The 12,972-nt window shown below is 55.7% G+C and carries 13 protein-coding genes; 9 read left to right on the top strand and 4 right to left on the bottom strand.

Annotated features, from left to right (window positions below; all coding sequences use genetic code 11):
- Positions 1–25: 25 nt before the first annotated feature.
- Positions 26–574, bottom strand: coding sequence for an LPP20 family lipoprotein (locus ACN0V1_RS10920; protein ID WP_417545018.1), 549 nt, complete (start codon positions 572–574; stop codon positions 26–28).
- A 263-nt stretch (positions 575–837) separates the two neighbouring features.
- Here ACN0V1_RS10920 and ACN0V1_RS10925 point away from each other — a divergent pair, with 263 nt between their 5' ends.
- The 5 genes from ACN0V1_RS10925 (at position 838) to trmL (ending at position 5,880) form a co-directional block, all read left to right on the top strand.
- The gene (locus ACN0V1_RS10925) at positions 838–2,091 is read left to right on the top strand and encodes a conjugal transfer protein TraF (RefSeq protein WP_417545019.1); all 1,254 of its coding nucleotides are present in this window, start codon (positions 838–840) and stop codon (positions 2,089–2,091) included.
- 118 nt (positions 2,092–2,209) lie between these two features.
- The gene (locus ACN0V1_RS10930; RefSeq protein WP_417545020.1) at positions 2,210–3,331 is read left to right on the top strand and encodes a multifunctional CCA tRNA nucleotidyl transferase/2'3'-cyclic phosphodiesterase/2'nucleotidase/phosphatase; all 1,122 of its coding nucleotides are present in this window, start codon (positions 2,210–2,212) and stop codon (positions 3,329–3,331) included.
- Positions 3,332–3,340: 9 nt separating this feature from the next.
- Positions 3,341–4,087 carry a pteridine reductase gene (locus ACN0V1_RS10935; RefSeq protein WP_417545021.1) on the top strand — a complete coding sequence of 249 codons (747 nt, stop codon included), beginning with the start codon at positions 3,341–3,343 and terminating at the stop codon, positions 4,085–4,087.
- A gap of 129 nt (positions 4,088–4,216) precedes the next feature.
- On the top strand, positions 4,217–5,395 hold the full coding sequence (locus ACN0V1_RS10940; protein ID WP_417545022.1) for an acetyl-CoA C-acetyltransferase: 1,179 nt from the start codon (positions 4,217–4,219) through the stop codon (positions 5,393–5,395).
- A gap of 8 nt (positions 5,396–5,403) precedes the next feature.
- A complete protein-coding gene (gene trmL, locus ACN0V1_RS10945) occupies positions 5,404–5,880 on the top strand; it encodes a tRNA (uridine(34)/cytosine(34)/5-carboxymethylaminomethyluridine(34)-2'-O)-methyltransferase TrmL (RefSeq protein ID WP_417545023.1) in 477 nt (158 codons plus the stop codon).
- Positions 5,881–5,935: 55 nt separating this feature from the next.
- On the opposite strand, the gene secB is transcribed toward trmL, so the two are convergent.
- Complete coding sequence (gene secB / locus ACN0V1_RS10950; protein WP_417545024.1) at positions 5,936–6,439, bottom strand: protein-export chaperone SecB; 504 nt, start codon at positions 6,437–6,439, stop codon at positions 5,936–5,938.
- A 152-nt stretch (positions 6,440–6,591) separates the two neighbouring features.
- Positions 6,592–7,008 carry a rhodanese-like domain-containing protein gene (locus tag ACN0V1_RS10955; protein ID WP_144777988.1) on the bottom strand — a complete coding sequence of 139 codons (417 nt, stop codon included), beginning with the start codon at positions 7,006–7,008 and terminating at the stop codon, positions 6,592–6,594.
- Positions 7,009–7,167: 159 nt separating this feature from the next.
- On the opposite strand from ACN0V1_RS10955, the gene gpmI reads away from it, so the two are divergent.
- The 4 genes from gpmI to ACN0V1_RS10975 all read left to right on the top strand — a co-directional run bounded on the left by gpmI (position 7,168) and on the right by ACN0V1_RS10975 (position 12,199).
- The gene (gpmI, locus tag ACN0V1_RS10960; RefSeq protein WP_417545025.1) at positions 7,168–8,715 is read left to right on the top strand and encodes a 2,3-bisphosphoglycerate-independent phosphoglycerate mutase; all 1,548 of its coding nucleotides are present in this window, start codon (positions 7,168–7,170) and stop codon (positions 8,713–8,715) included.
- Positions 8,716–8,735: 20 nt separating this feature from the next.
- Entirely contained in the window at positions 8,736–9,875 is a 1,140-nt protein-coding gene (locus ACN0V1_RS10965; protein ID WP_417545104.1) for a murein hydrolase activator EnvC family protein, read from the top strand.
- Positions 9,876–9,971: 96 nt separating this feature from the next.
- Positions 9,972–11,369, top strand: coding sequence for a S41 family peptidase (locus ACN0V1_RS10970; protein WP_417545026.1), 1,398 nt, complete (start codon positions 9,972–9,974; stop codon positions 11,367–11,369).
- Between the two features lie 14 nt (positions 11,370–11,383).
- The gene (locus ACN0V1_RS10975) at positions 11,384–12,199 is read left to right on the top strand and encodes a divergent polysaccharide deacetylase family protein (protein WP_417545105.1); all 816 of its coding nucleotides are present in this window, start codon (positions 11,384–11,386) and stop codon (positions 12,197–12,199) included.
- Here the strand turns inward: ACN0V1_RS10975 and hisF are convergent.
- Positions 12,196–12,969, bottom strand: a complete 774-nt coding sequence (hisF, locus tag ACN0V1_RS10980; protein ID WP_417545027.1) for an imidazole glycerol phosphate synthase subunit HisF — start codon at positions 12,967–12,969, stop codon at positions 12,196–12,198. The two genes, ACN0V1_RS10975 and hisF, sit on opposite strands and share 4 nt — an antisense overlap.
- Positions 12,970–12,972: the final 3 nt, after the last annotated feature.

The raw sequence follows: 12,972 nt of genomic DNA on the forward strand, positions 1-12,972 counted from the left end.
GTTTGTTCGTTCAATTTGCCAAGCCTCAATCCAAATAGTACAGAGAGTCGACGTTTCTGCTCTGAACATCACCAACACTGTCGTTGTATCCGGGCATGGGTATCGGGCAAAGGTCCTGAACCTGGTCAGGTTCCACCTTGGATACACAGGCGCGGAAGCGCGGTTCCAGCTTCAACTCCATGACCGTCTCAATGACACCGTCGCTGTGCTCGTTAACGGCGACCATTTTGGCCCCACGGATATAGCTGTCTACATAAGTGCGGAACATATCATTGCGAAGAACAAAGTCGTTCACCGTAGAGCTGCCATAAATGACTGTGCCGTATACCCGCTCTGCAAGGTTCCGGTAGGCGTCCATCTGGGAAGCTCTGCGCGCCATCAGTCGTTTGCGAGTGTTCAGGCGATCCGCACTGACATCCTCATAAGTACCAAAGCCGCTGACCCGCACCGTTACAGGCTCAAGCCTTGCTTCTGATTGTGCCCTGTTTCCGCCGCTGTCCCGGTGGCCACCAACGGGTGCGCAGGCCGCCAGTGTAAATGCCAGAACGGGGATTAGTATCCAGCGAATGACCATGCTTTTGTCTCCAGAGATCGTTTCAGCTAACCGTTTCCGATATCTATGAAAAATTCGCGCCAGTTTTGCTAACACGCTGATTGAAAGCGCTTTCTCTGCAAGAGTAACAAAGCAGGGTCTGAAACCGGCAATAACCTGCCTCTGTTTACACATCAAAGACAAACCGTTACCGCTTATGTCATGTCCGGGCACCCATATTGCTCTAACCTTTCAACAGTTTATAAGTTCACTAATTTATATCTCTTTTTTACGAAGGTACCCGAATGCACCAATATCGCTTGTCCAGACTGTTTGTTGCTGTGGGTCTATCCGTTGCAACCACCGCCACTCTTGCCAGCCCTCAGGCTTTTATGTCTTCACGATCATTTGCCATGGGTGGAACCGGCGTCGCCGTTGCTCATCCGTCTTCGGCCACGTCCACCAACCCGGCCATGATGGCCGCCGACCACCATTCATGGTCTGATGAATTCGGCCTGGCCCTGCCGTCCATCAATGTGCGGGTTGCGGATGAAGAAGAAACAATTGATCAGGTTGATGACATTCAAGAAACAATTGATGACCTTGAGACTGCAATCAACACCTTAAATACAACCGATGCACAGCAATTAGCCGGCCAGCTGCGCGAGCAATTCGAAGGTTTTGACAAGGACACGATGCGCGCCAACATAGGTCTCGGCTTTGCTCTCGCCGTTCCGGGAAAGAAACTATCCGTTGGCCTGTTCAGCAACGGGAACCTGACCGCGACAGCCAGAGGTGAATACGACCAAAGCGATGACGCAAAACTTCAGGCTATCGAAAATGGAATATTGATCCCGGGCGCTACCGACGATCTCCAATCGCGCGGCAGAGTTCTTGCGTCTGCAGTTATAGAAGCAGGGGTCAGCTTTGCCCATGCCCTGGAGCTGAATAACGGAGAAACTCTGCAACTGGGCATCTCACCAAAGTATGTCGAGCTGAGAACTTTCCAATACACGGAAACCGTTTCCGGCTTCGAAGATGACGAATTCGACGGTGATCAGTATCAGACCAGCAAGAGTGGCTTCAACCTCGACATAGGTGCGGCTTACGCTTTTGGTGATGAAAAACAATGGAACGCCGGTATCGCCGTTAAAAACCTGATCCCGATGGAGCTGGATTCCGCAGCAAGCCGCCCGTTGCTCGGCGAGCAAGCGAGAACGCTTAAGCTCAACCCGACGGCAACCGTAGGCATCGCTCACAAGAGCGCATACCACGTTGTTACAGCCGAAATTGACCTGACAGAAAAAGAAGCCTTCGGCTTTGAAGATGACACTCAGTGGCTTGCTCTGGGTGCTGAATTCGATGCCTGGCGCTACGCTCAGCTCCGCGCTGGTGTTCGTCACAACCTGGCCAGCAACGATAATAACGAAGGTATCGAGGAGAAAACCCAGTTTACCGCCGGCCTTGGGCTCAATCTGATGGGCGTACGTTTTGACCTCGGCGCCCTGTTCAGCAGTGCCGATGTAGGCGCGGCTCTGGAGTTAGGTACCTCTTTCTGACCTGGCTTTGATTATTATTTCTGGCGCCAGGCAAGCCCATCACAATAAGGGGGTTTGCCTGACCCGCCCGGGAAAAGGATAATTCCCGCACACTTCTTGGAAAGGAACCTGACCCTTCATGCAAACCTACCTGGTTGGCGGAGCCGTACGCGACGAATTACTGGGCCTTGCAGTCGAAGACCGGGACTGGGTAGTCGTAGGCGCGACCCCGGAGCAGATGCTTGCCCAGGGCTACACCCAGGTAGGGTCAGACTTCCCCGTATTCCTGCATCCCAAAACCCATGAGGAATACGCGCTCGCCCGCACCGAGCGCAAACAGGGGCGAGGCTATCACGGCTTCAGCGTATATAGCGCACCGGATGTCACTCTTGAAGAAGACCTGCTGCGCAGAGATCTGACCATCAATGCCATGGCACGCTCGGAACAAGGCGAACTGACCGACCCTTTTAATGGCAAAAAAGATCTCGAATCGCGAGAGTTACGCCACGTATCCGGGGCTTTCAAAGAAGACCCACTCCGAATTCTGAGAACCGCGCGTTTTGCGGCGCGTTTCCAGCCTCTTGGCTTTCGCGTTTGCACAGAAACCATGTCCCTGATGCACACTATGGTTGCCGACGGCGAAGTGGAGCATCTTGTACCCGAGCGGGTGTGGCAGGAGATCCAGCGGGCCCTGCATGAGAAGGCTCCCGGCACATTTTTTCAGGTACTGCGAGACTGTGGCGCACTCGACGTTCTGATACCCGAACTGGCGTCCGAAGTCGATTTCCATGCTGCGATTAATGCCCTTAACTGCGTTCACGCCAGCGACGGCTCTACGGCAGAACGTTATGCTGCATTGCTCAGCAGGCTTGATGAGCACGCCTGCGTGGCACGAGCGAAGGCGATGAAAGCGCCCAATGACTGCCAGCAACTTGCCCGGCTGGCGGCAGCCTTCACTCCAGTGATCAGGCAACTCGACCCGGTCCAGCCGAGCGCAGGCACACTCCTTGAGCTACTGGAAAAGGCAGACGTCTGGCGCCGGCCCGAACGCTTCTCACAACTGATACATGTGCTGGGATGCAGTCTTGACCCATTGGACCGACAACACCTTGAAGCACTTGAGAAAGCCAAAGTTGCCGCATCAGGCGTTGAACCTCAAACATTAATTAAGCAGGGGTTTTCGGGCAAAGAACTGGGCGAGGCAATCCGGACCGAGCGTCTGGCGCGTATAGCTCAGGCAGCTTGCGGTTCATCAACCTGAGGAAATACCATGCCCGCGAATACACCCGTTGCCCTGATTACCGGCTCGGCGCACCGGCTTGGCGCCCGCACTGCGCAATTACTCCACGAGCAGGGCTGGAACCTGGTGCTCCACTATCGGAGCCGTGACAAGCAGGCCAAAAACCTCGCGGAAGCTATGAACCACCAGCGCGAGAACTCCACAATCGCGCTGCAGGCCGACCTGAGCGAAATAGCGGATATCAAGCGCCTGGGCCAAGAGGCAACGGCACACTGGGGGCGACTGGACGCACTGGTTAACAACGCATCGGTGTTCTATCCAACCCCGACGGCGCAGGTGACTGAAGGCGACTGGAATAGCATCATGCACACCAACCTGAAGGCGCCTTTCTTTCTTCTGCAAGCGTGCCTGCCTGCGCTGCGTGAGAGCACCGGCAGTGTCGTGAACCTCATCGATATCTACAGTGAAAAGCCGCTGCCGGAGCATCCACTCTACTGCGCCAGTAAGGCCGGCCTCGCCGCCCTCACCCGCTCCTGGGCCAAAGACCTGGCGCCCGAAGTTCGAGTAAACGGGGTCTCTCCAGGGGCCATTCTCTGGCCGGAAGGCGATGCCGCAGTTGATACCGATTACCAGAGCAAAATTCTGGCTAAAACGCCTCTGAACCGCACCGGCACGCCGGATGACATCGCTCGCACCATTGTATTTCTGTTAACGGACGCGCCTTTTATCACCGGGCAGATTGTTGCTGTAGACGGCGGGCGAAGCCTGAACATTTAGGCACATTGCTCACACCGAGCTTTTGCCGATTCCGCCTTTCCGGCTATAATGTGTGCAGTTTTTACTCCGCAGGGCTCAGGATCGGTTTGCTGCCCTGCGGGAACACAACACCTTAAACGGAGAAAACCCATGCGTGATGTCGTCATTGTTGCCGCCCGGCGTACTGCCATCGGAGCGTTCGGTGGAGGCCTCGCCAGCCTGCGTGCGGATCAGCTTGGCACTGCCGTTATCAAGGCACTGCTGGAAGAGACCGGTGTCGCCAGCGAGCAGATCAACGAAGTGCTGCTCGGCCAGGTACTGACTGCAGGCTGTGGCCAGAACCCTGCCCGCCAGTCTGCCATTAACGCCGGCATCCCGGCGTCTGTGCCAGCAATGACCATCAACAAGGTGTGTGGGTCCGGGCTCAAAGCCGTGCATATGGCTGTGCAGGCTATCCGCTGCGGCGATGCAGACATGATTATTGCGGGTGGGCAGGAAAGCATGAGCCTGGCCCCTCACGTTCTGCCCAATAGCCGCAACGGCCAGCGCATGGGCAACTGGACCATGATCGACACTATGGTCACAGACGGCCTCTGGGATGCCTTCAATGACTACCACATGGGCGTCACGGCCGAGAACATTGTCGAGAAATACGGCATCAGCCGCGAAGAACAGGACGAGTTTGCCGCAGCGTCTCAGCAAAAAGCCGTTGCAGCCCGTGAAACCGGGCGCTTCGATGGCGAAATCGTGCCGGTCTCTATCCCCCAGCGTAAGGGCGACCCGATCATCGTCAGCAAGGACGAAGGGCCGCGCGACGGCGTGACCGGCGAAGGCCTCGGCAAGCTGCGCCCAGCCTTCAAGAAAGATGGCACAGTGACCGCTGGCAACGCCTCATCTCTCAACGATGGAGCGGCGGCCGTTATGGTGTGTAGCGCCGAGAAGGCCAAAGAGTTGGGCCTGACTCCACTTGCGACTATCAAGGCCTACGCCAATGCAGGTGTTGATCCTACCATCATGGGCACAGGCCCGATTCCCGCCAGCCAGCGCTGCCTGAAACTGGCAGGCTGGAGTGTTGACGATCTGGACCTGATTGAAGCCAACGAGGCATTTGCCGCCCAGGCCATCTCTGTAAATCGCGACATGGGCTGGGATACCAACAAGGTTAACGTAAACGGCGGCGCCGTTGCGCTAGGCCATCCCATCGGTGCTTCTGGTTGCCGTATTCTGGTTTCGCTGCTGCATGAAATGGTGCGCCGTGATGCGAACAAAGGGCTTGCAACCCTGTGCATCGGCGGCGGCATGGGTGTTGCCCTGGCTGTGGAACGCTAAAGCACAATATGCTGAATGTGGTGCTTTATGAACCGGAGATACCGCCGAATACAGGCAATATCATCCGACTGTGCGCCAACACCGGTTGCCGGCTGCATCTGATTGAACCTCTGGGCTTTACTCTGGAAGACAAACAGATGCGACGGGCCGGGCTGGACTACAGCGAATACGCCACGGTAAAAATCCATAAGAGCTATCAGGCATTTCTCGAAAGCGAGCAACCTCGGCGCCTTTTTGGCCTCACCACGAAAGGCCACCGCTCCTACCATCAGGTTGCCTACCATGACGATGACTACCTGATGTTCGGGCCGGAAACCCGCGGTCTGCCAGACGGCGTGCGCGAGGGTTTGCCAGCAGGTCACTGCCTGAAAGTACCCATGTGCCCCGAGAGCCGAAGCCTGAACCTGTCAAACACGGCCGCTCTGGTAGTCTACGAAGCCTGGCGACAGCTGGGGTTCAGGGGCTCGATAAACGGCAAATCATAAACAAAACAGCCCGGCAATTGTCGGGCTGTTTTGTCATCAGATCAGAGCGGAACTGTCAGTGCGTCTTCTGCACTTCTCCGGCTTCCCCAGCGGCCTCTTCCTGCTTGCGCTGGAGCGCTTGGGCGTAGATGGCATCGAAGTTAACCGGTGCCAGCATCAATGCCGGGAAGCTGCCCTTGTTTACGACACCGTCGATTGCTTCACGGGCATAAGGGAACAGAATAGTCGGGCAGTAAGCGCCCAGCATCTGGCCGAGTTGGGGCCCTTCGATGCCTGCCACGAGGAACACACCCGCCTGTTGAATCTCGACAATATAAGCGACCTTCTCGTCGATTTTTGTCGTAACTGTCAGCGACAGAACAACTTCATACTGATTGTCACTGACTTTGGTGTGAGCGGTGTTCAGGTCCAGATTCACATGCGGCTTCCATTGTTCCTGAAATACCACCGGTGAGTTCGGTGACTCAAAAGACAGATCCTTCACGTAAATACGCTGCAAGGCAAACTGGGCCTGGTTCTGGGTATCACTGCCTGCGGCGGCTTGCTGATTCTCAGCCATGTTAAGTCCTTTCCCTTTTGTAGAGAGTTGTAGAGTGGGCTCAAGACCCATTTTTATGGTTACATCTGCCGGAACAGTCTACTGCCTGGCTGCGTTCGGTTATGTGAAACAGTGCGGCAGATCGGTGCTCAGATCAACCTCTGAAGCTGCCTCTACTTCTTCACCAACGGCAAGTTGCTGGCTTTCCAGTCACTGACGCCGCCATTCAGCCGCACCACATTGGCGTAACCTTCAGCGTTGAGCTGCTTTACCGCCATGGCAGAATGCTGGCCCATTTTGTCCGCTACGATGATCTGCTTATCTTTATGCTTCTTCAATTCAGCGGCGCGACTTTTCAGGCTGTTCAGCGGAATATTCACAGAGCCGGTAATGCGGCCTTCGCCAAACTCTTTGCGATCACGGATATCAACCACTATGGCCTCATCCCGGTTGATCAGGCTAACGGCGCCCTGGGCAGAGATTTTAGCACCGCCCCGCCTGGACTCCAGCACCAGAATTGCAACCAGAAAAGCCACAAACAACGAGGCGAGAACGTAGTGGTTAACGACAAATTCAAACAACCGATCCATGAGGTTACCCTGAAAATAAGTTTGGGCGGATTATACACAGCCTGCTCGCCGGACAGAAGGTGACCATACAGGTGACGACTGTGGCCTCAAAGTGCAAAAATGGATAAGCTTCACTTCGACTTCTGTAAACTTACCGCTATTCTACTTCCGGACTGAATGATGACAGCATTGCGCAAGCCGACAGCACTGATAATTCTGGACGGCTGGGGCCATCGTGATCCCGCCGAAGACAACGCCATCAGCAACGCCAATACGCCCTTCTGGGACAAGCTCTGGGAATCCAGGCCACGAACCCTCATTAACACTTCCGGTATGTTTGTAGGGCTACCACAGGGCCAGATGGGGAATTCAGAAGTCGGACACATGAATCTGGGCGCAGGTCGCGTCGTTTATCAGAGCCTTACGCGCATTGACAAGGATCTGGAAGAAGGCACATTTAATCAAAACCCGACCCTGTGTTCCGCAATAGACAAAGCCGTGGGTAATGGCGGCGCCGTTCATCTCATGGGCCTGCTTTCGCCCGGTGGCGTTCACTGCCACGAAGATCATATGTTGGCAGCCGCTGAGCTTGCCGCCTCAAGGGGCGCAAAAGAAGTGTACATTCACGCGTTTCTTGACGGGCGTGACATGCCACCTCGCAGCGCTCGCCCTTCTCTGGAGAAGGCCACCGCGAAATTAAAAAGCCTGGGCGTAGGCCGAGTGGTATCCATTGTCGGCCGCTATTTCGCTATGGACAGGGACAACCGCTGGGACAGGGTTGAAGCCGCCTACAACCTGATGACCCTGGGTGAATCAGAATTCACGGCCGCCGATCCCGTTTCGGGCCTGGAGCGGGCTTACGAGCGTGGTGAAAACGATGAATTCGTAAAGCCGACCCGTATCCAGAGTGCAGGTGAGCCTGCAGGCAACATTAATGATGGCGATGCGGTTCTGTTCATGAACTTCCGGGCTGACCGTGCCCGGGAAATGACCCGCACGTTTGTAGGCGAAGGCTTTGACGGGTTCGAGCGCAAAAAACACCCCAAGCTTGCCGATTTTGTGACGCTTACCGAGTATGCAGCAGATATTAAAACGCCCTGTGCCTATCCACCTGAGACTCTCGTTAACAGCTTGGGCGAATACATATCCAACCTTGGCAAAACCCAGTTACGCATTTCTGAAACCGAGAAGTACGCCCACGTAACCTTCTTTTTTAACGGCGGGCAGGAAACACCCTTTGCTGGCGAAGACAGAATTCTGGTGCCCTCACCCAAAGTGGCCACCTACGACCTGAAACCGGAAATGAGCGCGCCGGAAGTAACCGACAAACTGGTAGAAGCCATAAAGAGCGGCAAGTACGATCTGGTGGTGTGCAACTACGCCAACGGGGACATGGTAGGCCATACTGGCAAACTGGATGCCGCCATCAAGGCTGCAGAATGTCTTGATCAGTGCGTGCAGCGCGTGGTCGAAGCGCTGGAAGAAGTCGATGGCCAGGCATTGATAACGGCCGATCATGGCAACTGCGAGCAGATGACGGATCCGAACTCTGGCCAGGTTCATACAGCGCACACCATCGGGCCGGTTCCACTGGTTTACACGGGCAGCCGCGAGGTAAGGCTGAGTGACGACGGCAGCCTGAGCGATGTGGCCCCCTCCCTGCTCACATTGATGGGACTGGAACAACCGAAAGAAATGACCGGGCATAGCCTGGTCAAAATCGGTTGACTCAGAAGCAGGCCGTACCATTGCGTCTGACTGCGTTACTGGCGTTCGCACTCACGTTTTTACTGGGTGCACTGCCGGCAGCCTCCGGGCAAGAGGTTACACCAGCCCAGATCGAAGACCTCAAGGAACGGATTGAGGATATCGATGGATGGCTGGCCGATGCCGAAAAGGATCGCTCCTCCCTGGAGCGACAACTCGCCGATGCCGAACGCACGATCAGCCGGCTGACCCGCGAGCGTCGGTCTCTGCGGGAGCAGGTAAAAAAACAGCAGCAGCACCTCGCCAGACTCCAGAGCGAGGAGCGGGAACTGACACAAACCCTGGAACGCCAGCGCGAAAACCTCAAACAGCAGATCCGCACCGCCTGGATGGAAGGTGACGCCCCAGCCGTCAAAGTGCTGCTTAACGAAATCAATCCGGACAACATTGCCCGGACCATGACCTACTACGAATACCTCAGCCGCGACACGGTCGGGCGTCTGGAAGCATTCCAGAAAAGCCTGCAAGAACTGAAAGTGACCCAAGCTGCCGTGCACAGTACCCGGGCCGAGCTTGCCAAAACCGAGGCAAGCGTCAGCAAACGCCAACAGGAACTGCAGGCCTCCCGCCAGGACCGTCAGAAAACCCTGACAGCTCTCAACCAGGACATCAGCAACCGTCGCAGCGAAAAAGATGAACTTGAATCTGATCGCAAGCGATTGCAGAAGCTGCTTTCGGAAGTTCAGCAAGCCATTGCCAGCATTCCATCTCCAAACGAGTCACAGCCCTTCCCGTCACTCAAAAACAAACTGCCTTGGCCGGCAAAGGGTAAGGTCATAAGCCGGTTTGGCGAGAAATACGCAGATGGCAAACTAAGCAGAAACGGCCTGCTCATTCAGACCGGCGAAGAGGCAGAAGTAAAAGCCATTCACTACGGCAGAGTTGTGTTTGCGAACTGGCTCCGGGGCTTTGGGCTGATAACAATTATTGATCACGGCGATGGCTACATGACACTCTATGGCCACAGTAGCAGCCTGTTTACCAGCCCCGGAGACTGGGTTGCTGCCGGGGAAGCCATTGCTTTGGCTGGTCGCACCGGGGGCACAGAAAGCCCGGCGCTTTATTTTGAGGTGCGCCATAATGGCAAGCCAGACAACCCGGGGCGCTGGCTGGGCAAATGAACCCCAGCTGCAGGGCTGACAAATGCGCCCGCTGGCGCCATACTGTCGGGAACAGAGATTTCTGCTCAACTACCGGAATAACCACGGGATATGTGAATGAAATGGGTCCAAAGTAAACTCCAAGCCTTACCTTTGCGCTCCGCCCTACTTGCCGCCTGTTTCGTCACCATCCCCGGATTGGCCTTCTCTCAGGATAATTCGTCAGAGGATAATCGGGTTCTGGAAGGCATCCAGAACGGCGAGCGTGTTGAAATCACCCTGCCCGACCCGGAAAAACAACTGCCACTGGACGATCTGCGCAAATTTACCGAGGTCTTCAGCCGCATCAAGGCAGCTTACGTTGAAGAAGTAGACGACAGACAGTTACTGGAAAGCGCCATCAAAGGCATGCTCTCCGATCTGGACCCGCACTCCACTTATCTGGCACCAAAAGACTATGAAGAGCTGGAAGAGAGCACCTCCGGCGAGTTTGGTGGTCTGGGTATTGAAGTGGGTATGGAGAACGGTTTTGTAAAAGTTATCGCTCCCATTGACGATACGCCTGCAGAACAGGCCGGTGTTCAGGCGGGCGACCTGATCATCAAACTTGATGAGAAACCGGTAAAAGGCATGAGCCTGGAAGAAGCCGTTCAGCTCATGCGCGGCAAGCCCGGCACCATACTCACCCTGACCATCATGCGCGAGGGTGAAAGCGCGCCCGTTGAGATTGACGTTGAGCGGGCTGTTATCAAGGTCACCAGTGTAAAGAGTCGCATGATTGAAAACGGCTACGGCTATGTGCGCCTGACCCAGTTCCAGGCGGAGACCGGCGGACAGTTCACGAAAGCACTGAACAAGCTCAAAGAGGATCATGGCGGCGTGCTTGACGGGCTGGTACTCGACCTGCGCAATAATCCGGGCGGGGTGCTGCAGGCAGCTGTAGCAACTGCAGACGCGCTGCTGGACGAGGGGTTGATCGTATATACCGAAGGCAGGATCCAGAGTTCGCGCCTTCGCTTTAGCGCTAAAGACGGCGATGTGATGGCAGGCACACCCATTGTTGTCCTGATCAACGGCGGCTCCGCATCTGCATCCGAAATTCTTGCAGGCGCGCTGCAAGATCATAAACGGGCCGTGATCATGGGCACCCAGTCCTTTGGCAAGGGTAGCGTCCAGACGGTTATCCCCCTGGATGAGACCCACGCGATCAAAATGACAACCGCGCGGTATTACACCCCGGACGGGCGTTCTATCCAGGCCACAGGCATCAAGCCGGATATTGAAGTAAAGCCGGCAGAGCTGAAGGAACTGGATAGCCGCCCATTCTTTACTGAAGCGGATCTAAGCGGCCACCTGATTGGCCAGGATGAGGAAGCGGAAGGTAAAGGTAATCAGCCGAAGCCTGAAAACCAGGTCGGCTCAATACCCGACCGCGACTACCAGCTGCGCTCAGCGCTGAATTTGCTGAAAGGGCTACACATTCTCAACCCCAAGGGAGCTGACGCAGCACAGTGAAGGCGCTCTCTAATCTGACCCTGCTAACTCTGGCCCTGGCGGCACTGACAAGCTTGGCCTCCGGCGGGGTGGCGGCAGATCCGGCAAAAGGTGATATCCCACCAACCATTGCCATCATCATTGACGACATGGGACATAACTTGCACGAGGGCAAGCGGCTTGCCAATCTGGACCAGCCACTGACCCTGGCATTCCTGCCCTATCGCCGGCACACCGATACCCTTGCCCGTCTGGCGCACAGCCGCGAAAAAGAAATTATGCTGCACGCGCCCATGGCCAACACCCATAACTTTGGCCTTGGCCCCGGCGGGTTAACTTCGGATATGGATGAGCAGAGCCTCACAACCACTCTGCGCCGCGCGCTGCAGTCCATTCCCTACGTACGGGGTGTGAACAACCACATGGGCAGCTTGCTGACCCAGCAGCTCAGGCCTATGGACTGGGTGATGAAAGAGCTCTACCGCTACCCGGTTTATTTTGTCGACAGCAGGACAATTGCCTCATCCGTTGCGGGCGACGTTGCTGAAGCCTATCAGGTCCCCACCCTGACACGGGACGTGTTTCTGGATCATGAGCAAACGGAAGCGTTTGTAGACAAGCAATTCAAAGAACTGATTCGGCGGGCAAAAGAGAACGGCAGTGCGGTCGGTATAGGCCACCCACATACAGTGACCGTCGATTACCTCGAAAAACATCTGCCGTTACTTGATGAACAGGGCATTGCCGTTGCCACGGTGAGCGGTCTCTGGGCAATACGTAACAACAACCGAAGGATGTTTGCAGAAGGGGACAAGCAGACCATCCGGCCTGCTTTCGCTAAAAAAGACTAATCCCGGACTTCGATTCCCTGGGCCTTCATGAAGGCCTTGGCTTCAGGAATCGTATGCTCACCAAAGTGGAAAATAGACGCTGCCAGCACGGCATCTGCAGCACCCTTGGTTACGCCATCCGCCAGATGTTGCAGCTCACCCACACCACCTGAGGCGATCACTGGAACAACTACCGCATCGCTGACTGCCTTGGTCAGATCAAGATCAAAACCGATCTTGGTACCATCTCTGTCCATGCTTGTGAGCAAGAGCTCGCCGGCACCCATTTCTACCATTTTGCGCGCCCACTCCACGGCATCCAGCCCTGTTGGCTTACGGCCACCGTGGGTAAAGATCTCCCAGCGCAGCTCCTCACCTTCGGTACTGACCTGTTTGGCATCAATAGCCACCACAATGCACTGGCTGCCAAACCGATCCGCTGCTTCCCGCACAAACTCCGGGTTGAATACCGCAGCCGTGTTAATGGCCACCTTGTCTGCACCGGCATTCAGCAGCTTACGGATATCGTCGACAGTGCGAACACCGCCGCCGACTGTCAGCGGAATGAACACTTCTGACGCCATGCGTTCCACGGTTTCATAGGTCGTGTCGCGGCTTTCATGGCTTGCCGTAATATCCAGAAAGGTAATCTCGTCGGCGCCCTGCTCGTTATAGCGACGGGCCACTTCCACAGGATCGCCAGCATCCCGGATATCCACAAAGTTCACGCCTTTCACAACGCGCCCCTTGTCCACATCCAGACAGGGAATAATACGCTTCGCCAGTGTCATAGG

Origin of the sequence: Marinobacter sp. (assembly GCF_048266785.1) — a bacterium.
Classification (GTDB): Bacteria; Pseudomonadota; Gammaproteobacteria; order Pseudomonadales; family Oleiphilaceae; genus Marinobacter.